At 59.5% G+C, this 21,056-nt stretch carries 19 protein-coding genes and 1 pseudogene; 10 read left to right on the top strand and 10 right to left on the bottom strand.

Annotated elements, in window-relative coordinates:
* Positions 1 to 142 precede the first annotated feature (142 nt).
* A complete protein-coding gene (locus ACLD1Y_RS24380) occupies positions 143 to 763 on the bottom strand; it encodes a TetR/AcrR family transcriptional regulator (RefSeq protein WP_429480334.1) in 621 nt (206 codons plus the stop codon).
* Between the two features lie 116 nt (positions 764 to 879).
* Here ACLD1Y_RS24380 and copC point away from each other — a divergent pair, with 116 nt between their 5' ends.
* The 10 genes and pseudogenes from copC to ACLD1Y_RS24330 all read left to right on the top strand — a co-directional run bounded on the left by copC (position 880) and on the right by ACLD1Y_RS24330 (position 9,628).
* A complete protein-coding gene (copC, locus tag ACLD1Y_RS24375) occupies positions 880 to 1,245 on the top strand; it encodes a copper homeostasis periplasmic binding protein CopC (protein ID WP_429480333.1) in 366 nt (121 codons plus the stop codon).
* Positions 1,246 to 1,248: 3 nt separating this feature from the next.
* The gene (gene copD, locus ACLD1Y_RS24370; RefSeq protein ID WP_429480332.1) at positions 1,249 to 2,112 is read left to right on the top strand and encodes a copper homeostasis membrane protein CopD; all 864 of its coding nucleotides are present in this window, start codon (positions 1,249 to 1,251) and stop codon (positions 2,110 to 2,112) included.
* Positions 2,078 to 2,236 (top strand): annotated as a pseudogene (locus tag ACLD1Y_RS24365) (copper homeostasis membrane protein CopD); the annotation flags it as partial. The gene copD and the pseudogene ACLD1Y_RS24365, both read left to right, overlap by 35 nt.
* A 264-nt stretch (positions 2,237 to 2,500) precedes the next feature.
* Positions 2,501 to 3,763, top strand: a complete 1,263-nt coding sequence (locus tag ACLD1Y_RS24360) for an OprD family porin (RefSeq protein ID WP_429480331.1) — start codon at positions 2,501 to 2,503, stop codon at positions 3,761 to 3,763.
* A 219-nt stretch (positions 3,764 to 3,982) separates the two neighbouring features.
* Positions 3,983 to 4,804 carry an NAD-dependent epimerase/dehydratase family protein gene (locus tag ACLD1Y_RS24355; protein WP_429480330.1) on the top strand — a complete coding sequence of 274 codons (822 nt, stop codon included), beginning with the start codon at positions 3,983 to 3,985 and terminating at the stop codon, positions 4,802 to 4,804.
* Between the two features lie 3 nt (positions 4,805 to 4,807).
* Positions 4,808 to 5,683: an SMP-30/gluconolactonase/LRE family protein gene (locus ACLD1Y_RS24350; RefSeq protein ID WP_429480329.1), complete on the top strand. Its 876-nt coding sequence runs from the start codon at positions 4,808 to 4,810 to the stop codon at positions 5,681 to 5,683.
* 51 nt (positions 5,684 to 5,734) lie between these two features.
* Entirely contained in the window at positions 5,735 to 6,697 is a 963-nt protein-coding gene (locus ACLD1Y_RS24345) for a TRAP transporter substrate-binding protein (RefSeq protein ID WP_429480328.1), read from the top strand.
* Positions 6,698 to 6,760: 63 nt separating this feature from the next.
* The gene (locus ACLD1Y_RS24340; RefSeq protein WP_429480327.1) at positions 6,761 to 7,288 is read left to right on the top strand and encodes a TRAP transporter small permease; all 528 of its coding nucleotides are present in this window, start codon (positions 6,761 to 6,763) and stop codon (positions 7,286 to 7,288) included.
* A 1-nt stretch (position 7,289) separates the two neighbouring features.
* Positions 7,290 to 8,570, top strand: coding sequence for a TRAP transporter large permease (locus ACLD1Y_RS24335; protein ID WP_429480326.1), 1,281 nt, complete (start codon positions 7,290 to 7,292; stop codon positions 8,568 to 8,570).
* 161 nt (positions 8,571 to 8,731) lie between these two features.
* On the top strand, positions 8,732 to 9,628 hold the full coding sequence (locus ACLD1Y_RS24330; RefSeq protein WP_429480325.1) for an aldose 1-epimerase: 897 nt from the start codon (positions 8,732 to 8,734) through the stop codon (positions 9,626 to 9,628).
* Between the two features lie 72 nt (positions 9,629 to 9,700).
* Here the strand turns inward: ACLD1Y_RS24330 and ACLD1Y_RS24325 are convergent, their stop codons facing one another.
* The 9 genes from ACLD1Y_RS24325 to exaC all read right to left on the bottom strand — a co-directional run bounded on the left by ACLD1Y_RS24325 (position 9,701) and on the right by exaC (position 21,055).
* Positions 9,701 to 10,867, bottom strand: a complete 1,167-nt coding sequence (locus tag ACLD1Y_RS24325) for an HlyD family secretion protein (RefSeq protein ID WP_429480324.1) — start codon at positions 10,865 to 10,867, stop codon at positions 9,701 to 9,703.
* On the bottom strand, positions 10,864 to 12,510 hold the full coding sequence (locus ACLD1Y_RS24320) for an MFS transporter (RefSeq protein WP_429480323.1): 1,647 nt from the start codon (positions 12,508 to 12,510) through the stop codon (positions 10,864 to 10,866). Before ACLD1Y_RS24320 ends, ACLD1Y_RS24325 begins: the two co-directional genes overlap by 4 nt.
* 140 nt (positions 12,511 to 12,650) lie before the next feature.
* Entirely contained in the window at positions 12,651 to 14,159 is a 1,509-nt protein-coding gene (locus ACLD1Y_RS24315; protein WP_429480322.1) for a hypothetical protein, read from the bottom strand.
* A gap of 15 nt (positions 14,160 to 14,174) precedes the next feature.
* Positions 14,175 to 14,708 carry a hypothetical protein gene (locus ACLD1Y_RS24310; RefSeq protein WP_429480321.1) on the bottom strand — a complete coding sequence of 178 codons (534 nt, stop codon included), beginning with the start codon at positions 14,706 to 14,708 and terminating at the stop codon, positions 14,175 to 14,177.
* A gap of 206 nt (positions 14,709 to 14,914) precedes the next feature.
* Positions 14,915 to 16,381, bottom strand: a complete 1,467-nt coding sequence (locus ACLD1Y_RS24305; RefSeq protein WP_429480320.1) for a DASS family sodium-coupled anion symporter — start codon at positions 16,379 to 16,381, stop codon at positions 14,915 to 14,917.
* Positions 16,382 to 16,617: 236 nt separating this feature from the next.
* The gene (locus ACLD1Y_RS24300) at positions 16,618 to 17,946 is read right to left on the bottom strand and encodes an ATP-binding response regulator (RefSeq protein WP_429480319.1); all 1,329 of its coding nucleotides are present in this window, start codon (positions 17,944 to 17,946) and stop codon (positions 16,618 to 16,620) included.
* Positions 17,930 to 19,093 carry an alcohol dehydrogenase-like regulatory protein ErcA gene (gene ercA, locus ACLD1Y_RS24295; RefSeq protein WP_429480318.1) on the bottom strand — a complete coding sequence of 388 codons (1,164 nt, stop codon included), beginning with the start codon at positions 19,091 to 19,093 and terminating at the stop codon, positions 17,930 to 17,932. The genes ACLD1Y_RS24300 and ercA overlap by 17 nt, the downstream gene beginning before the upstream one ends.
* Positions 19,094 to 19,221: 128 nt before the next feature.
* Positions 19,222 to 19,293, bottom strand: a complete 72-nt coding sequence (gene pqqA, locus ACLD1Y_RS24290; protein ID WP_010209364.1) for a pyrroloquinoline quinone precursor peptide PqqA — start codon at positions 19,291 to 19,293, stop codon at positions 19,222 to 19,224.
* 241 nt (positions 19,294 to 19,534) lie between these two features.
* Positions 19,535 to 21,055, bottom strand: coding sequence for an acetaldehyde dehydrogenase ExaC (gene exaC, locus ACLD1Y_RS24285; protein WP_429480317.1), 1,521 nt, complete (start codon positions 21,053 to 21,055; stop codon positions 19,535 to 19,537).
* Position 21,056: the final 1 nt, after the last annotated feature.

The following is a 21,056-nucleotide window of genomic DNA, read 5'->3' as shown; positions in this document are numbered from 1 at the left end:
AGCGTAAGGCGTCACAGCTACAACGGTTATCACTCACCGATAGCGGCGGAAAAGCTAGCAGCGTGAGAACCGAAAAGAAGGTCCGAAATTACTGGACCAGTTCAGCTTGCCCCCGATGAGGCCATCAGCCCCACCACAAAAATCAGGGCTCCAACCCAATCCCGCGCAAAATCACCCCCGTCACCGTCTGAATCGCCCGCTCAAACTGCATATCCGACAACGGCTGGTGATCATTCAAAATCTTCACCTGGTGATCAAAGTCCGCATAGTGCTGGGTCGACGCCCAGATCATGTAAAGCAGGCTCGACGGCTCCACCGCCAGGATGCGTTTGTCTTCCACCCATTGGCGAATTTTCGCCTCCTTCATCTTGGCCCAGTCGTACAGGCTTTCATCCAGTGCCTCACCGAGGGTGGGCGCGCCGTGGATGATTTCATTGGCCCAGACTTTCGAACCATACGGCCGCGTACGTGAACGCTGCATTTTTGCGCGGATGTAGCTGCTGAGCACCACACGCGGGTCATCGAAGGTCTCGAAGCTCAGGGCGTCCTGCTTCCACACGTCCAGCAGGTCGAACAGCACGGCGCTGTACAGCTCACTCTTGGTGGTGAAGTAGTAATGCAGGTTAGAGCGCGGCAGTTGCGCTTCTTGGGCGATATCGGCCATGGCAGTGCTGCCATAGCCTTTCTCGGCGAAGATCTTCTCCGCCGCCAGCAGGATTTTTTCGACGTTGACCCGACGAATTCCGATCTTGTGATTGCCCATAAGGGCTCCCTGACAACAACTAGGGTTAGAGACTACCACCGGCTCTAGATCGCGGCGACAGGCCATACTGAAACTTCGTACACTGCCCGCCTCTCCCCATTGATTGGTATTGAACAATGTTGATCAAAAAGACCCTGACCACCGTCGCCCTGCTCGCCTCGCTGTTGGGCGCTTCGGCGGCCTTTGCCCACGCCCACCTGAAAAGTACCACGCCTGCCGCCGACAGCTCCGTGGCCGCGCCCGCCGACCTGCGCCTGACCTTCAGCGAAGGCGTCGAAGCCACCTTCACCAAAGTCTCTCTGAGCAAGGACGGCACCGAAGTCGCGATCAAAGGCCTGGAAACCCCGGATACCGACAAAAAGGTTTTGGTGGTCACACCTGCCGCACCGCTGGCCGCCGGCACCTACAAAGTCGTATGGAAGGCGGTGTCGGTCGACACCCACACAAGCAACGGTGAATACAGCTTCAAGGTTGGCCAATAACCCATGGCGACCCTGCTGGTGCTGTGCCGCTTTGTGCATTTCAGCGTGGTGTTGCTGATGTTCGGGGCCTGCGTGTTCAGGCCCTGGCTGCTCGGCGCGCAAACGCAGCCGGCGCTGGACCGGCGATTGCTGCGCATCACCCGTGCTCTGTCCTGGGTGGGGCTATTGTCCGGCGTGACATGGCTGCTGTTGATCACCGCTAGCATGGCCGGCAGTTGGGATGCAGCGCTGCAACCGGCCACGGTGCAGTTGGTACTGGGCAAGACGTTTTTTGGCCAGGTGTGGGTGTGGCATTTGCTGCTGAACTTGCTGCTGGTGATCGTGCTGCTCAGGCCCTGGCCGGCATTGCGATTGCCGGTGCTTGCCCTGCTGCTGGCGACCCTGGCGCCGGTCGGCCATGGCGCCATGCTCGATGGGCTGAGCGGGCAACTGCTGATTCTCAACCAGGTGGTGCATTTGGCCTGCGTGGGAGCGTGGCTCGGAGGGTTGCTGCTGTTGGTGCTGATCCTGCGCCAATCCCAAGACTATGCGCTAGAGCCCATCCTGCGGCGGTTCAGCGGTGTGGGGTATGGCTTGGTTGCGGGGTTGCTGGTGACCGGGTTGATCAATGTGCGCGTATTGACCGGGGAGCTCTGGCCCACGCCGTTGTTCAGCGGGTTTGCGTTGATCCTGCTGATCAAGGTGATGCTGGTGCTGGGGATGTTGGCGTTGGCGTTGCTGAACCGGTTGCGGATTGAGCGTTGCGAAGAGCGCCTGGACAGTTTGAAGGCCAGTGTGAGGGTGGAGTGGCTGTTGGGGGTTGCGGCGGTGGCAGCCGTCTCTCTACTTGGCACTCTNGTTGGCGTTGCTGAACCGGTTGCGGATTGAGCGTTGCGAAGAGCGCCTGGACAGTTTGAAGGCCAGTGTGAGGGTGGAGTGGCTGTTGGGGGTTGCGGCGGTGGCAGCCGTCTCTCTACTTGGCACTCTGCCCCCCATGGTCATGACCAACTGATCTCTCAAGTCGATCTCGGTCAAATGTGGGAGCGGGCTTGCTCGCGAATGCGGTGGGTCAGTCAATGCATGTGTCGACTGACCCACCGCATTCGCGAGCAAGCCCGCTCCCACACTTGAACCGTGCCCACTTTTGACCTGGGCTGGCGAGGTCATCGTATAACTTCTGGTTGACAACCCGCAAAAACCCCGCAAATATCCCCATCAATGTTGTACGACAACGTATAACAAATAATAAAAACAACAAAAGAAAGGGAGCTTCACTGTGAGTCAATTCGCCCGCAATTCCTGCGCACGTCTGGGTTTTATCAGTTTCGGCAGCCTCGCCTTCACCCTCCCACTCAACGCCCAGGCCGACGGCTTTGTCGAAGATGCCAAGGCCACGCTCAACCTGCGCAACGCCTACTTCAACCGCAACTTTACCAACCCGACCAACCCCCAGGCCAAGGCCGAAGAGTGGACGCAAAACTTCATTCTCGACGCCAAGTCCGGCTTCACCCAAGGCACAGTCGGCTTTGGCATTGACGTGCTGGGCCTGTATTCGCAAAAGCTCGACGGCGGCAAAGGCACCGGTGGCACGCAGTTATTGCCGATCCACGACGATGGCCGCCCCGCCGACAATTTCGGTCGGCTGGGTGTGGCGCTGAAAACCAAATTGTCGAAGACCGAATTGAAGGTCGGCGAATGGATGCCGGTGCTGCCGATCCTGCGCTCCGACGATGGCCGTTCCCTGCCCCAGACCTTCCGTGGCGGCCAGGTCACCTCCAATGAAATCGCCGGCCTGACCCTCTACGGCGGCCAATTTCGCGGCAACAGCCCGCGCAACGACGCGAGCATGGAAGACATGTTCATGAACGGCAAAGCCGCGTTCACCTCCGACCGTTTCAACTTCGGCGGCGGCGAATACAGCTTCAACGACAAACGCACCCAGGTCGGTGTGTGGTACGCCGAGCTGACTGATATCTACCAGCAGCAGTACTTCAACCTGACCCACAGCCAGCCCGTGGGCGACTGGACCCTGGGCGCCAACCTTGGCTTCTTCAACGGCAAGGAAGACGGCAGCGCCCTGGCTGGCGACCTCGATAACAAAACCGCCTTTGCCCTGCTCTCGGCCAAGTACAACGGCAACACGTTCTACGTGGGCTTGCAGAAACTCACCGGTGACAGCGTATGGATGCGGGTCAACGGCACCAGCGGCGGCACCCTGGCCAACGACAGCTACAACGCCAGTTATGACAACGCCAAGGAGAAGTCCTGGCAGGTACGGCATGACTTCAACTTCGTGGTGCTGGGCGTACCGGGGCTGACGATGATGAACCGCTACATCAGCGGCAGTAACGTGCACACCGGGGCGATCACCGATGGCAAGGAGTGGGGCCGGGAGTCGGAGTTGGCGTACACGGTGCAGAGTGGTGCGCTAAAGGATCTGAATGTGCGCTGGCGGAACGCGACGATGCGCCGGGATTTTAGTAACAATGAATTTGATGAGAATCGGATCTTTATCAGTTACCCGATTTCGTTGCTGTAAATTTAATCCCACAAACACCTCAGAACCCATGTGGGAGCGGGCTTGCTCGCGAATGCGGTGGATCAGCCAATAAATTTAGCGACTGACACACTGTATTCGCGAGCAAGCCCGCTCCCACATTTGAATCTCATTTGTCTGGAGGAGCGTTGACAAGCTGGGGAATCTCTAACGATACTTCGATCAAGTCATACGACAACCTACAACAATAATGGAACCCACATGACCACCACCGCCACCCCGCCTGTTCCCTTCAACCGCCTACTGCTCACCGGTGCCGCCGGCGGCCTGGGCAAAGTCCTGCGCGAACGCCTGCGTCCCTACGCTCAAGTGCTGCGCCTGTCGGACATCGCCAACATGGCACCGGCCCAGGCCCACGAAGAAGTCCAGCCCTGCGACCTCGCCGACAAACAAGCCGTGCACCATCTGGTGGAAGGCGTCGATGCCATCCTGCATTTCGGCGGTGTGTCGGTGGAGCGTTCCTTCGAAGAAGTGCTGGGCGCCAATATCAGCGGTATTTTCCATATTTACGAAGCCGCGCGCCGCCATGGCGTCAAGCGCGTGATCTTCGCCAGTTCCAACCACGTGATCGGCTTCTACAAGCAGGGCGAACAGCTCAACGCCCACTCCCCGCGCCGCCCAGACAGCTACTACGGCCTGTCCAAGTCCTACGGCGAAGACATGGCCAGCTTTTACTTCGACCGCTACGGCATCGAGACCGTGAGTATCCGCATCGGCTCCTCGTTCCCAGAACCACAGAACCGCCGGATGATGCACACCTGGCTGAGCTTCGACGACCTTACCCAATTGCTGGAACGTGCGCTCTACACCCCCAACGTCGGCCACACCGTGGTTTATGGCATGTCGGACAACCTCGACACCTGGTGGGACAACCGCTACGCCGCGCACCTGGGTTTTGCGCCCAAGGACAACTCCGAAGTCTTCCGCGCCCAAGTCGAAACCCAACCGCCTGTCGCCGCCGATGACCCGGCCAAGGTCTATCAAGGCGGAGCGTTCTGTGCCGCCGGCCCGTTCGGGGACTGACCCATGACGGCCGAATTGATTGTCGACGCCCGCAATGCCGTGGGCGAATGCCCGGTGTGGGTGCCCGAGGAAAACGCCCTGTATTGGGTGGATATTCCCAACGGTGGGCTGCAACGCTGGAGCGCTGCCACCGGCCACGTCGCCGCGTGGAAAGCCCCGGAGATGCTCGCGTGCATCGCGCGCACTGAGGCGGGCAACTGGGTCGCGGGCATGGAAACCGGCTTTTTCCAGCTCACCCCGCACAATGACGGCAGCCTCGACACCGCACTATTGGCCAACATCGAACACCCTCGCGCGGACATGCGCCTGAACGACGGCCGCTGTGATCGCCAGGGCCGGTTCTGGGCCGGCAGCATGGTGTTGAACATGGGTTTGAATGCGGCCGAGGGCACCCTCTACCGCTACGCCTCAGGCGCCGCGCCCCATGCCCAACTGGGCGGTTTCATCACCCTCAATGGCCTGGCCTTCAGCCCCGATGGCCGCACGATGTACGCCTCGGACTCCCACCCGCTGGTGCAACAAATCTGGGCCTTCGACTACGACACCAGCACCGGCACCCCGTCCAACCGCCGCGTATTCGTGGATATGCACCCACACCCGGGCCGCCCCGACGGCGCCGCGGTAGACGCCGATGGCTGCTACTGGATCTGCGCCAACGACGCCGGCCTGATCCACCGCTTCACCCCCGACGGTCGCCTCGACCGCTCCCTCACCGTCCCGGTGAAAAAACCCACCATGTGCGCCTTTGGCGGCAGTCGGCTGGACACCCTGTTCGTCACCTCGATCCGTGATGACCAGAGTGAGCAGTCGCTGTCCGGCGGCGTATTCGCCCTCAACCCCGGCGTCCAAGGACTGCCTGAGCCCCGCTTCACCGCCTAGCTGCATCGCTGTGCCTTGAATACAAAAATAACAAGACAGGAGACGCACCCCATGGACTTCAAACGCACCTTGCTCGCCGCTGCATTCATCACCCTCAGCAGCGCCGCCCAGGCGCTGGAAATCAAATTCGCCGACATCCACCCCGACGGCTACCCCACGGTGGTCGCCGAGAAAAACATGGGCGCCGCCCTCACCAAGGAAAGCAATGGCGAACTGACCTTCAAGTTCTTCCCCGGCGGCGTACTGGGCTCCGAGAAAGAAGTGGTCGAACAGGCCCAGGTCGGCGCGATCCAAATGGCCCGGGTCAGCCTTGGCATCGTCGGGCCGGTGGTGCCGGACGTGAACGTGTTCAACCTGCCGTTCGTATTCCGCGACCAGGCGCATATGCGCAAGGTCATCGACGGTGAAATCGGCGATGAAATCCTCGCCAAGATCACCGACTCCGAGTTCGGCCTGGTGGCCCTGGCGTGGATGGACGGTGGCACGCGTAACGTCTACAGCAAAAAGCCCGTGCGCAAGATCGAAGACCTCAAGGGCATGAAGATCCGCGTGCAGGGCAACCCGTTGTTCATCGAGGCGTTCAATGAAATGGGCGCCAATGGCATTGCCATGGACACCGGCGAGATTTTCAGCGCCCTACAGACCGGCGTTATCGACGGCGCGGAAAACAACCCGCCGACCCTGCTGGAACACAACCACTTCCAGAACGCCAAGTTCTACACCTTGACCGAGCATTTGATCCTGCCCGAGCCCATCGTGATGTCGAAAATCACCTGGAACAAACTCACCCCCGCGCAGCAAGTCATGGTGAAAAATGCCGCCAAAGCCGCCCAGGCCGACGAGCGCGTGCTGTGGGACGCCAAGTCCGCCAGCAGCGAAGCCAAGCTCAAGGCGGCGGGTGTGGAATTCATCACCGTCGACAAAAAACCCTTCTATGACGCCACCGCGCCGGTGCGCGCCAAATACGGTGCGGCGTACGCCGACATCATCAAGCGCATCGACGCCGTTCAGTAACGCCCCCTTCCCTAGCAAGGCCCGGCGCGGTCCGTACTGACGCGCCCGGTTACGGTGAACGCCATGAAGAATTTACTGCTGCGCATCAACGACCGCCTGTACATGACCTGCATCTGGGTCGCCGGCCTCTCGGTCCTGGGGGTCGCGCTGATCATCCCCTGGGGCATCTTCGCCCGCTACATCCTCGGCACCGGCTCCAGTTGGCCGGAGCCCACCGCCATCCTGCTGATGCTGGTGTTCACCTTCATCGGCGCCGCCGCCAGTTACCGCGCCGGGGCACATATGTCGGTGGCCATGATCACCGACCGCCTGCCACCGCAACAGCGCCGCCTGGTCGGCATCCTGTCTCAACTGTTGATGGCGACCATCTGCCTGTTCATGACCATTTGGGGCAGCAAGTTGTGCATGGCCACCTGGAACCAGTTCATGAGTGCCATCCCCACTCTGCGCGTCGGTATCACCTATATGCCGATCCCGATTGGCGGGCTGCTGACCCTGGTGTTCGTGCTGGAAAAACTCCTGCTGGGCGACCAAAGCCAACGCCGCGTGGTGCGCTTTGACCTGGTTGAAGAAAGCGAAGAGGCCGCCTGATATGGACGCATTGATTCTGCTGGGCAGCTTTATCGCCTTGATCCTGATCGGCATGCCGGTGGCCTACGCCCTGGGCTTGTCGGCGCTGATCGGCGCGTGGTGGATCGACATTCCGTTCCAGGCCTTGATGATCCAGGTGGCGGGCGGGGTGAACAAGTTTTCGCTGATGGCGATCCCGTTCTTTGTGCTGGCCGGAGCGATCATGGCCGAAGGCGGCATGTCGCGCCGGCTGGTGGCGTTTGCCGGGGTGCTGGTGGGCTTTGTGCGCGGCGGCCTGTCGTTGGTGAACATCATGGCCTCGACGTTTTTTGGCGCCATCTCCGGCTCATCGGTGGCCGATACGGCCTCGGTAGGCTCGGTGCTGATCCCGGAAATGGAACGCCGTGGCTATCCACGGGAATTCGCCACGGCGGTGACCATCAGCGGCTCGGTTCAAGCCCTGCTGACCCCGCCCAGCCATAACTCGGTGCTCTATTCCCTGGCAGCGGGTGGCACCGTATCGATTGCCTCGCTGTTCATGGCGGGTGTGGTGCCGGGTTTGCTGATGAGCGCATGCCTGATGGTGCTGTGCCTGATCTTCGCCAAAAAGCGCGACTACCCCAAGGGCGAAGTCATCCCCCTCAAGCAAGCCCTCAAAATCTGCGCCGACGCGCTCTGGGGCCTGATGGCCATGGTGATCATCCTCGGCGGTATCCTCTCGGGCATCTTCACCGCCACCGAATCCGCCGCCATTGCCGTGCTGTGGGCGTTCTTCGTGACCATGTTCATCTACCGCGACTACAAATGGCGCGAGCTGCCCAAGTTGATGCACCGCACGGTGCGCACCATTTCCATCGTGATGATCCTGATCGCCTTCGCCGCCAGCTTCGGCTACATCATGACCCTGATGCAGATTCCGGCGAAGATCACCACGCTGTTCCTGACCCTGTCGGACAACCGCTACGTGATCCTGATGTGCATCAACGCCATGCTGCTGTTGCTGGGCACGGTGATGGACATGGCGCCGCTGATCCTGATCCTCACGCCGATCCTGATGCCAGTGATCCTCGGCATTGGGGTCGACCCGGTGCACTTTGGCATGATCATGCTGGTGAACCTTGGCATCGGGCTGATTACCCCGCCAGTGGGCGCGGTATTGTTTGTGGGCGCGGCGGTGGGCAAGACCAGCATCGAGAAGACCGTGAAGGCGTTGCTGCCGTTTTACGGGGTGCTGTTTCTGGTGTTGATGGCGGTGACTTATATTCCGGCGCTGTCGCTGTGGTTACCGGGGTTGGTGCTGTAAACCCACTTCATCAAACAGTGGAGATCGAGTGTGGGAGCGGGCTTGCTCGCGAAAGCGGTGTGTCAGGTGACAGGTGTGTGACTGACCCACCGCATTCGCGAGCAAGCCTGCTCCCACATTTTGATCTTCTGTGTTTGTTCTAATTCGTATGGCGGGAAATCATGCCTTCAGACCTCATTGAACTGCGCGATCACCTCACCCACCTCACCCTCGCCCCCGCCATCGGCGGCAGCATCGCCAACTGGCACGTCACCGCCACCGGCCAACCGCTGCTGCGCCATAACGATGAACACGCCCAGCTCCCCGGAAAACTGGGGTGCTACCCGCTGGCCCCTTGGTCCAACCGCATCGGCGAAGGCGGTTTCGACAACCCCGACGCTTGGCTGGCGTTGACACCCAATAGCCCCACCGACCCGCTACCGATCCACGGCTCGGCCTGGCAACAGGCATGGCACGTGGTCAGCCAATCGGCGAATGAAGCGCTGCTTGAGGTGGTGTGTGATACCCCGTTTGCCTATCGCGCCGAGCAGCGGTTCAGGTTGGATAACGGTGAGCTGAGCATCACCTTGCGGGTCACTCACTTGGCGGAAAAGCCCGCCTGGCATGGGTTGGGTTTGCACCCCTATTTCCCACGCACAGCCGGCACTCGCTTGCAGGCCAAGGCATCCCAAGTATGGCTGAGCGATGCGTCCAAGCTGCCCACCGGGTTGGTGCCTGTGCCGGATGAGTGGAACTTCCAGCCGCTCAAATCCCTACCAGAAAGCTTGGTAGACAATGGGTTTTGCCAGTGGGATGGGCACTGTCTGATCGAGCAGCCGGAGTTGGGATACACCCTGGAATGCCAGGCCAGCGGCGCGGATTACTTCCTGTTGTTTTGCCCGCCGGGGCTTGGGTTCTTTTGTGTTGAGCCGGTGAGTCATCCGGTGAATGCTCACCATCTTCCAGCAAGACCGGGGTTGAAATTGCTAGAGCAGGGTCAGTCGACCCGCCTCGAATTCACTTTGAAATATATTCCAAATGTGGGAGCGGGCTTGCTCGCGAAAGCGGTGGGTCAGTAATAAGTTCTTTTACTGATACACCGCTTTCGCGAGCAAGCCCGCTCCCACATTTTAATTTGCGGTGTATCAGTATCAGGGCGGGCTGTTCTTAAGGCGCCCTGCGGTATCAATACTCACCACCACCGACAACCCCGGCCGCAACCGCTCGCTCTCGGCCTGATCCGGGTCCACCGTAATCCTTACCGGCACCCGCTGGGCAATCTTCACAAAGTTGCCGGTGGCATTGTCCGCCTGCAACAAGCTGAACTCCGAGCCCGTGGCTGGCGAAATATGCTGCACCGTGCCGTGAAACTTGCGGTGGTTCAGCGCATCCACCGTGAACGTCACCGGCTGCCCCACCTGCACGTTATCCATCTGGGTTTCCTTCATGTTGGCGATCACCCACAGTTGCGGCGGCACCAACGCCATCAACTGCGCACCGGAGTTGACGTAGGCACCAAGGCGCACGCCAATCTGCCCCAACTGGCCGTCACGGGGCGCGGTGATACGGGTGTTGGATAGGTCGATCCGCGCCAGTTCCACCGCCGCATCGGCACTGGCTACCGCGGCTTCCAAGGAGCCACGGTTGACGATCACGGTTTGCAAATCCTGCCGCGCAATTTCCAGGCTGGCCTGGGCTTGCGCTACCGCCGCGAGGGTCTGCGCATTGGCTGCACGGGTTACATCCAGCTCGCGCTTGGAGACGGAACCGTCACTGATCAGCTCTTCATTACGGCGTAAGTCGGCCTGGCTTTTACGCGCCTGGGCCTGGCTTTTACGCGCCTGGGCCTGGCTGTCCGCCAATGCCGCCTGACGCAGCTTGATGGTGGCTTCGGCGCTGTTGCGTTGTTGCACCACATTGGCCAACGAGGCTTTTTGCACCGCCAGTTGTGCCAGGGCCTGGTCCAGGCGCTGCTTGTAGATGCGGTCATCGAGGCGCACTAACAGGTCGCCAGCCTTCACGTATTGGAAGTCCTGCACCGGCACTTCAAACACGTAGCCAGCCAGTTGCGGCCCGATGATGGTGACCTGCCCGCGCACCAGGGCGTTTTCGGTGGTTTCCACCGCGCTGCTGAACGGCGGCAGTTGCCAGGCATACAGCACGATCAGCACACCGACGATGGCAATCGCGGCAAAGCCCAGGGACGAGATAATCCGCACCCGTAGCGGCCGCAGCTCAGTAGGCACGGCGCCGGGCGGTGTGCTGCCTTCGGGGGTGGAAGCAATGGCGGTAGTGGTCGTGGTGGAAGGTTCGGTCATGAAGGTGCGCCGCTGGGTTGAACGGGAGTGGCTGCTGCTTTAGTGGTGCTCATCAGCCACAGACTGCGGATAAAGATCCAGATCATGGTCAGCATCGCGATAATCGCGATCAGCATGAACACATCGTTGTAGGCCATTACATTCGCCTCACGGGTCGCCGCCGTAGCCAGGCTGCGGATGCCCATCAGGTTGCGCAACTCAGGGTCGGCAATGATCCCGCCGTAGGCCGAGCCGCCGCTGCTCACCCGCGCCGCCACACGCGGGTCGAGCAAGGTCAGGTGTTCGACGATCATGCTGGAATGAAACTTCTCCCGCACAATCTGGAACGTGCCCAGCAACGCGGCGCCAATCAGGCCGCCGAGGTTCTGGCAGATGCCGAACATCACCGAAAAACTCACCAGGTTGCGTGGGTTGGCCAGCACGTTCTTGGTGCCCAACACCATGGTCGGCCCGAGGAAGAACGTACCGCCGAAGCCTAGCAGGAACTGGCTGATATACAGGTTCTGCGGCCGGGTCAGGTTGCTGGAGAAACTGTCCATCACCGAGCCTGTGGCCATCAACGCCAGGGAAATCACCAGCGGCATCAACAGGTGCGCCGGGTTGATGGTCAGCGCGCTCACGGCAAGCCCCGCAATCGCCCCGGCCAGCATCACCACATACAGCGTGTGCATCTGCTGGTAGCTCATGTTCAGCACCTGCATGAACCCCACGGCGCCGGTTGACTGCTCCGACAACACCATGCGAATCAGGATCACCGCCAGCGCCAGGCGAATCATCACCCCGCTACCCAGCCAGCGGGTCATCAGCATCGGGTTGGCGCGGTTATGCTCGATGGCCAGACCAGCCATGATCAACACCAGGGAACAGGCTGAAGCCACACCGATCCACGGCGCTTCCAGCCACCAGTCGATACGCCCCAGGGACAGCACCGCGCACAGCAACGCCACGCCGGTGGCGAGCACGGCAAAAGTGAGAAAGTCGAGTTTTTCAAAGGTCTTGAAGCGGTCGCCCGGCGGCAGTTTGAGCAGAAACACACAGCCCAGGCAAATCAGCGCCATGCCCAGTTCGAACAGGTAAAGGCCGCGCCATTCAGCGATTTGCAGCAGGTCTTCGGAGAACAACCGCGCCAGCGGCAACGCCAACTGCGCCGTGCCCAGGCCCAAAACCAGCGCCTTTAAGCGCCACTTGGCCGGGAATGCCTGGATCATGTAGTACAAGCCCAATGAACTGAGCGCAGCTCCCACCATGCCGTGGGCTGCCCGTACCGCAATCGCCGAGCTGAGGTCGTTGACGAACAAATGCCCAAAAGTCACCAGCGCATACAGCACCAGGAACACCTCGGTAAACGCCCGCAAGCCGAATTGCTGGCGAAACTTCACCAACAGCAGGTTCATGCACACGTTGGTCATTACGTAGGCGGCGGGCAGCCAGGCCATTTCGGAGGTGGTCGCACCCAGTGCGCCTTGCAGGTATTGCAGGTTGGCGATCACCAACGCGTTGCCCAGGCCACCGGTGATGGCGACAAGAACGCCGACCATCGCAAACAGCCAGCGCTTGTGCGTGGGATGCAACGGCGTCGACGGCGAACCGGGCAGGTTCGGGCGTTCGTGGGGCTCCCAAGTGCGGGGAGTGTATTTGTTCATTCACTGACCTAGATGACCCGACCGGGGGTGTCGGTAAAACCATACTCAGAGAGTAGTAAACCTGAGGGGAGTTCATCTTGCCATCACGAACCACTGAATGATCAATGAAGCACCTGCGAGCGAATGCAATGCCACTTGTCTCAAGCCACCCACAGGTCAGTGCTCGTAGATGCCAGCCCAGCAAGCGCAAAATCCGGCACTTCGTTAGAAGCCATCGTAGAAAAATTAACCGCCACAGCCTCTTTGACTACTCCGCCCTGAGTAAAACGACCTGCCGCAACCACGTCGTTATCGTTTCTCACGTCTGCGGACTGGCGGACAAAGTTCAAGTCTATTTGGGAGATACCCAGCTCATCGAGTGAATACAGCTCGCTTACCCTGCCGGCGCTGGTCCAGGGGTTGCCATCATGATTGGCATCAATCCAGACTTTCACTTCAGCCCATGCCGCATCCTGACGATCAAATACAGAGTCATTATTACTGTCCAAGCTGCGTAACGCATAAAACGCGTTTTCGAATGTCTTTATACTTGCAGACTCAGGGCTGCCCTGCGCAGCGCCAAAGTATTCAGACAGAAGTTCTGATATATCATCGATCGTGCCATTTTTATTGAGATCCATAACAACAATACCTTCGCCGTTACCGCTCCAGCCCGTCTGTACCTTTTGACCGTCGTGCTTCATATCAAACTGGACGGGAGACTCGAACACGCTTGTAAGTTTTACACCCTCGCCGACCAGATCCAAAATCAAAGGATCGACTTTCCCCTCAAGAGCGCATTTCATTCTCGCCAGTTGATCCGGGCTAATATACTCAAGGCCGCCGACGCTCTCCAAGAAAATATCCACCGTTGCAGTAGGCGGCTCGCCAGATGTCACGGAGACGCCGCCGCCTTCACCATGAACATTAGAGCCCGAAGTCACACCCGTGGGGCCACCACCTCCACCGTCACCTGTAACACCTCCACCCGGCCCTACAGGCAGTGAAATATCCAACTCTTCGCTCCAGGGCAACAAGTGATTCAATGCGACATTGGCAGCCGCAGAAACAATCGCAGAGTAGATAGTGGCTCTCTTTTCGAAAACCATACCAATCGCAGCGACATTTTGAATAATGACCGTCGTCCAATTATCCATCACCTCCAAAAATGTATCACCCGGCACTTCAACAAAGTCATGCCCTAAACCGCCCATCCACATGGGAAATACATCACCCAATGTGCCGCCCCATTGCCATGGTTGCAAACCAAGCTGTTCTACTGCAGATTTAACATCTCTTTCAATCACCTCCTGAATTGGCAAAACACCTCTGGACTCTATGAATTCTGAAATGACCTGACGTGCCAATATGTCCGAGGCATTTTGATACATAGCGCCAGTAAATGTCCGCCCAGATTGTTCAACCGCGTACTTCATTGAGTGCAATACGAGATCACTTACCCATGACCCATCAATATTATTAATTGATTTCGCAGAAATAAGCCAATTTGCAGTCATTAATAACTGATCTCTTACTGCCTCATCCTTTTCATTAGCAACGGCATTCTGAACGACCTCATAAAGGTAATGATAACCGCCAGCATAATCATAGACAGACAGCCGACCTTTAAGATAGGAAATATCAGCGTCCGTCAAAGCAACCTGGATCATCTTGATGACCTCACCTTAATCAACCAGAAAGCGATCTAAAAAATCCGACACAAACTCGTCGATTTTTTTTATGTCTGAAATCTCATGACTAAACGTGTAATGAGCCAGTAGCTTATTCTCATAAGCCCTTCTGCCAATATAAATTGCCTGCCCATCTGAAATATATGCATTAGTCCCGTCGCGACCTAACACCCTATAGACCGAATTCTTACCCTCCAACAAATCAACACCATCTAAAGAGCTAACGACGACAGCTTCCAAGTACGCCCGATCAATATCAAACGGAGGCGCATTAATCGGAGATACCTTCAAAGTCACCACATCGGCAGCTCTATCTTTATACCCAACCAATTTCATAGATGGATATTTAAGCCGAATAGTCACCACACTCTCGCCATCAAACTTAATAAGCTTGCAATCCTCGTCAGAAACCGCATAGGTGAAATTATCAACACCTTTCTTGCTCTCAAAAGAACACGCTGCATTAGCCAGAGAGAACGGAGCAACCGCCGCACAAACCAGCAACCCGTTTATTATGTATTTTTTCATCGTCATTCCTCGATTCAACAACACACAACCGTCACGCGCAGTCATATAACGGCGGCATGGGCATGAAAGTTAAAAGGAGGCGGTCTGAATCCTGTCGCAAAATATTTCTGTTACAGCTTGCAGTTGAATTAGCTAAACCACAGTAAACCCGCACGGGCATGCCACCCCGTCAAGACCGCGGCATGCGCAACGTTGCTTAAGCGCGGTCAGATCCAGCCGAGCCAGCTCCAGTAGGTGGCGGCAAACACCAGCATCAGCCCATAGCCAATCAACGTTACCAGAATCCCCACTTTGGCAAACTGCCGCGCCGTAAACGTCCCAGTCCCCAAACACACCATATTTTGCGGCGCATTGATCGGCAGGATGAACCCGTAGCTCATCACAAAGCCCAACAGCATGGTCATACCCAACCGGCTGAAATCCCCCGGCAAGGTCTGCAACACCGCAATCAGGATCGGCAACAGCGCTGACGTCAACGCCGTGGCACTGGCAAAGCCCAGGTGGATCAGAATCAAAAATGCCCCCAGGATCGCAAACACCCCCAACGGTCCAACCTGATCCAGCCCGGTATGCGCCACGACGGCAGAACCCAGCCACTGCCCGGCCTGTGTGGTCAGCAACGCCGTGCCCAGGCTGATGCCCACCCCAAACACAATCACCGTGCCCCACGGAATGCGTGACTGCACATCCTTCCAGGTCATCACGCCGATGCCCGGCAGCAGCAAGAACACCAAACCTGCGTAGGTGGTCGAGGTGGTGTCGAAGTTGTGCAGGCGCCCTTCGGTGGCCCAGGCCAGCAGCAACAGCACCGAGACGGCCAGCAGGCGCTTCTGTGGCCCGGTCATTGGGCCGATGTCCACCAACGACTGGGCCACTGCTTCCTTACCGCCGGGAATGCTGTCGGTCTCTGGTGGCAGCAGCTTGAGCACCAAAAACAGCAACACCGCCGACATGATCAGCGCCCACGGCGCCCCCGCGATCAACCAATCGATCCACGACACCCTCTGGCCGAGCATCTTGTCCATAAAGCCCACGGTCAGCAGGTTTTGCGCGGCGGCGGTCTGGATGCCGACGTTCCAGATGCTGGTGCCCTGAGCCACCACGATCATGATCCCTGCGGCGATGTTGGAGCGCTTGTCCACGCCGAACGCGGCAATCACCCCCATCATGATCGGCACCACACAGGCACTGCGCGCCGTGGCGCTGGGCACTACGAGGCTGAGCAGGATAGTCACCGCAATCGCCCCCAGCAGAATGCGTCGGGTGCTGGTGCCAACCCGGCTCAAGGTCACCAGCGCGATACGCCGGTCCAGCCCGGTGTGGGTCATGGCCGCCGCGATAAACAACGCACCCGCCACCAGCGCCAGCGCCGGGTTGGAAAACCCGGTGAGCGCCATGCTGATGGCCGGGCTGGTGCCGATCAAATGCGTGGGGTCTTGCAGCGACGGTGCGGTGCCCAGCAAAAACGCCATCAAGGACGTGATCATGATCGCGCTGGCCTCATAGGACACCGCCTCGGTGATCCACACCACCACCGCAAACGCGAGGATCGCCAGCATGCGATGCCCAGCCACCGGCAAATCGGCGGGCAGCGGCAACAGCAGCACGCCGGCCATCACCAGTACGGCGATGACCAGGCCCACCAAGGGTAGTTTGAAGGATGCTGCGCTCATGGGGGGCTCCAAGGCTCTAAATCAAGCCTTGAGCATGGCGCAGATTGGCGCAGGAGGTGTTGACCAGTATCAAGCGACTGACTTGTGTTGTACTCAAATACTCAGCCTGACGCAGATCCAAATGTGGGAGCGGGCTTGCTCGCGAAAGCGGTGGTTCAGTAATGAATGTGTTGACTGACACTCCGCATTCGCGAGCAAGCCCGCTCCCACATTTTGATTGGGTTAACAGGGCAAGTTCAGCTGAGCAACTGGCTCAACACCGCCCGCAACTTCCCGGGTTTTACCGGTTTGTTCAGCAACGGCGCTTCCAGGCGGCGCAACGCACGGCGGCACTGGTCGGTGCGGTCGGCCGTGATGATCACCGCCGGAATCTTGCAGGAAAAATGCTCGCGCAGATGCTTGACCACCTCACACCCCACCACCCCATGGTCCAGGTGGTAGTCCGCCAGGATCAGCTCCGGCGCCCTGCCCTGCAATGCGTCCATGGCGCCAGCTTCATCGGTGGCGGTGAGCACTTCGCAGCCCCACTGTTCAAGCAGGGCACTCATGCTTTCGAGGATGCTGGTTTCGTTGTCGATCACCAGCAACCGCCGCCCCGGCAGCGGGTTGCCAGTAGTCGGCTGCACCGGCAGTTGGCTGATCGGCAAGGGCATTTCGGCGCTCAGGGGCACCTCGATACTGAACATCGAGCCCCGCCCCGGCCAGGAGCGCACGGCAATCGGGTAGCCAAGGATTTCGGCGATGCGTTCCACAATCGCCAACCCCAGCCCCACCCCTTTGCGGTCCGCTGCGCGCCCCACATCCAGCTGGTTGAACTCCAGAAAGATCGCCTCCAGCCGATCCGCCGCAATCCCGCGGCCGGTGTCCCACACTTCCAGGCGCAGGCAATCGCCTCGACGTCGCGCGCCGAGCAGGATGCAACCTTCGTCGGTGTAGCGGCAGGCATTGCTCAAGAAGTTGCGCAGAATCCGCGTCAACAGCCGCAAGTCGGTACGCACGGCATACCGCCCCATATGCACCCGCAGGTTCAGCCCGGCGGCCTGGGCCACCGATTGAAACTCCGAGACCAGCGGCGCAAACACTTCATCCAGGCGATACAGCGCCACATCCGGCTTGACCGCCGCCTGGTCCAGCCGCGAGATATCCAGCAGGTCGGTGAGCAAATCCTCGGCGCCTTCCAGCGCTTGGTGCGTACGCTCCACCAACACCTGTTCGACCTCGGGCAACTGCCGCTCACGCAAGGTGGCGATCAGCAAACGTGCGGCGTTGAGCGGTTGCAGCAGGTCATGGCTGGCGGCAGCGAGGTATTTATCCTTGCTGCGGTTGGCAGCCTCGGCGGCATCGCGGGCGGCGCGCAGATTGAGGTTGGCTTCCAGCAATTCATCGGTGCGGGCGGCAACGCGTTGCTCCAGTTCGTCGTTGAGGCGGATATAGCGCTTGCGCTCGGCCTCCAGCTCGTCCAGCCGTGCGGTCAGTTCCGGGTAATGACTCTTGCGCGCCGACTGGTCGCCCAGCCCCAACAGCGCAGAGAGAGCCCGTTGCTGGTCGTCAGAGTGCTTCGCCATAGACGACCTCGACGTCACGCTGGCTCGACTCCCGAGGGTTGGTGAGGATGCACGGGTCATCCATCGCATGCTCGGACAAAAACGGAATATCCGCCACGCGCACGCCGTGCAGGCCTAGGGTCTCGTGAAAGCCAATCGCATGTTTGAGCGCGATCAGATGATCCACCAAGCGCCCGCAGATCTGCCGATGATTCAGGCCTCGGCAGTCGATGCCAAAGGTCTCGGCAATCACCTGGAAGCGCTCTGGCGCCGAGCTGTAGTTGAACGCCACCACATGCTCCACCAACACCGCGTTGCACAGGCCATGGGGCAAATCGAGGAAGCCGCCCAAGCTGTGGGACATAGCGTGCACCGCCCCGAGGATCGCATTGGAGAACGCCAGCCCGGCCTGCATGCTGCCGAGCATGATCTTCTCGCGCAGGGCAATGTCGCTGGGGTTGGCGATCATCTGCACCAGGTTGCCGTTGATCAAGCGCATGGCTTCCAGCGCATGGGGGTCGGTGAGCGGGCCGTGGCCAGTGGAGACAAACGCCTCAATGGCATGCACCAACGCGTCGATGCCGGTACAGGCCGACAGGAACGGGTCCATGCTGGCGGTGGTTTCCGGGTCGATCAGCGATACATCCGGCACCACCGCCTTGCTGACGATGGAGAACTTCATGCGTTCTTGCTGGTTGGAGATGATCACGAACTGCGACACATCCGCCGACGTCCCGGCGGTGGTAGGGATCAGGATCAGCGGCGGGCTGGGCACGCGAATGGTGTCCACCCCTTCGAACTCAAGGATGCTGCGCCCATGGGCCACCACAATGCCGATGGCCTTGCCGCAGTCCATGGGGCTGCCGCCGCCGATGGCGACGATCACGTCACAGTGGTTTTCGCGATACACCTCGGCGCCGGTCATCACCTCTTCCACACGGGGATTGGGCGAAACCGCGCTGTACAGGCAATAGTCGATACCGATGGCCTGCAGACTGGCTTCCACATCGGCGACCCAACCGGCGGCGATCACCCCGGGGTCGCTGACCACCAGCACCTTGCGCGCACCAAAGGTCTTGGCGTAGTTACCGACGTTGTGCCGGCAGCCGGCACCAAAGATGATTTCAGGAGAAACGAATTTACGCAGGAGGCTCAAGTTTGGGCTCATTGGAAAGCCTGTTTTTATTATTTTGGAAGAATGCGCTCCACACTAACTGATCCGGGGGCGAATGCAATCAGACCAAAGGGGCATCTCCCAAACGGTCCCGGCCAGCGCGTGGCTGGCCGGGGGGTGCATCAACGGCTGGCGAAGTACATGGTCACTTCAAAGCCGATACGCAGGTCGGTAAACGCGGGTTTAGTCCACATGGGGCGTTCCTCTTGTTGTGCCGGAAGATTCCGGTTTGGTCATTAATGCATGGGGGGTTGAAGGGGTGAATGGTACTTTCGAAGCAATTGGCTGTATGCATTAGTCGCGGATATACAGAGATCAAAAATGTGGGAGCGGGCTTGCTCGCGAATGCGTCGTGTCAGTCAACACATCCATCACTGACACACCGCTTTCGCGAGCAAGCCAGCTCCCACAGGGGATTGCATTGCAACTTGAGGGTTAGAAGAACCCGAGTGGATTGATGTCGTAGCTCACCAGCAAGTTCTTGGTCTGCTGATAGTGATCCAGCATCATCTTGTGGTTCTCACGCCCCACACCGGACTTCTTGTACCCGCCAAACGCCGCGTGCGCCGGGTACAGGTGATAACAGTTGGTCCACACACGCCCGGCCTTGATCGCCCGGCCCATGCGGTAGGCACGGTTGATGTCGCGGGTCCACAGGCCGGCGCCGAGGCCGAATTCGCTGTCGTTGGCAATCGCCAGGGCTTCGGCTTCGTCCTTGAAGGTGGTCACGCCCACCACCGGGCCGAAGATTTCTTCCTGGAACACGCGCATTTTGTTGTGGCCCTTGAGCAGGGTCGGCTGGATGTAATAGCCGCTGGACAAGTCGCCCTCCAAGCGCTCGGCCGCGCCGCCGGTGAGCAGCACCGCGCCCTCTTCCTGGGCGATTTTGAGGTACGAGAGGATCTTGTCGAACTGCTGTTCAGACGCCTGGGCGCCGACCATGGTTTCGGTGTCCAGCGGGTTGCCGCGCTTGATCTTGACGATCTTCTGCATCACCACCTTCATGAAGTCGTCGTAGATCGACTCCTGCACCAGCGCTCGCGATGGGCAGGTGCAGACTTCGCCCTGGTTGAAGAACGCCAATACCAAACCTTCGGCGGCCTTTTCGATGAACTGCGGTTCGGCCTGCATGATGTCTTCAAAGAAGATGTTCGGCGACTTGCCGCCCAGTTCCACGGTGGACGGAATGATGTTTTCGGCAGCGGCATGCATGATGTGCGCGCCCACCGGGGTGGAGCCGGTAAAGGCGATCTTGGCGATGCGCTTGCTGGTGGCCAACGCCTCCCCCGCTTCGCGGCCAAAGCCTTGCACGATGTTGAGCACGCCCGGTGGCAGCAGATCATGGATCAGCTCGGCAAATACCATGATCGACAGCGGCGTCTGCTCGGCGGGTTTAAGCACGATGCAGTTACCGGCGGCCAACGCGGGGGCGAGTTTCCACGCAGCCATCAGCAGCGGGAAGTTCCACGGGATGATCTGCCCGACCACGCCCAGCGGCTCATGGAAGTGATAGGCCGCAGTCAGCTCGTTGATCTCGGCCGCACCGCCTTCCTGGGCGCGGATGCAACCGGCGAAGTAACGGAAGTGGTCGGCGGCGAGAGGCACGTCGGCGTTGAGGGTTTCGCGCACGGCCTTGCCGTTGTCCCAGGTTTCGGCCACGGCCAGTACTTCAAGGTTCTGCTCGATGCGGTCGGCGATTTTCAGCAGCACCAGAGAACGGTCCTGGGCGCTGGTTTTGCCCCAGGCATCGGCGGCAGCGTGGGCGGCGTCGAGGGCTTTTTCGATATCGGCGGCGCTGGAGCGCGGGAATTCGGCGATGACTTCGCCGGTGACCGGCGAGGTGTTGGTGAAGTAGTTGCCATCGACGGGCGCGACAAATTCACCGCCGATGTAATTGCCATAGCGCGCCTTGAAGCTGACGACGGCGCCAGGGGTGCCGGGTTGTGCGTAGATCATG

Source organism: Pseudomonas sp. 18175, assembly GCF_050432925.1.
GTDB lineage: Bacteria > Pseudomonadota > Gammaproteobacteria > Pseudomonadales > Pseudomonadaceae > Aquipseudomonas.
Note: the sequence above shows the minus strand (reverse complement) of the source record. Positions and strands in the feature narration are given on the sequence as shown.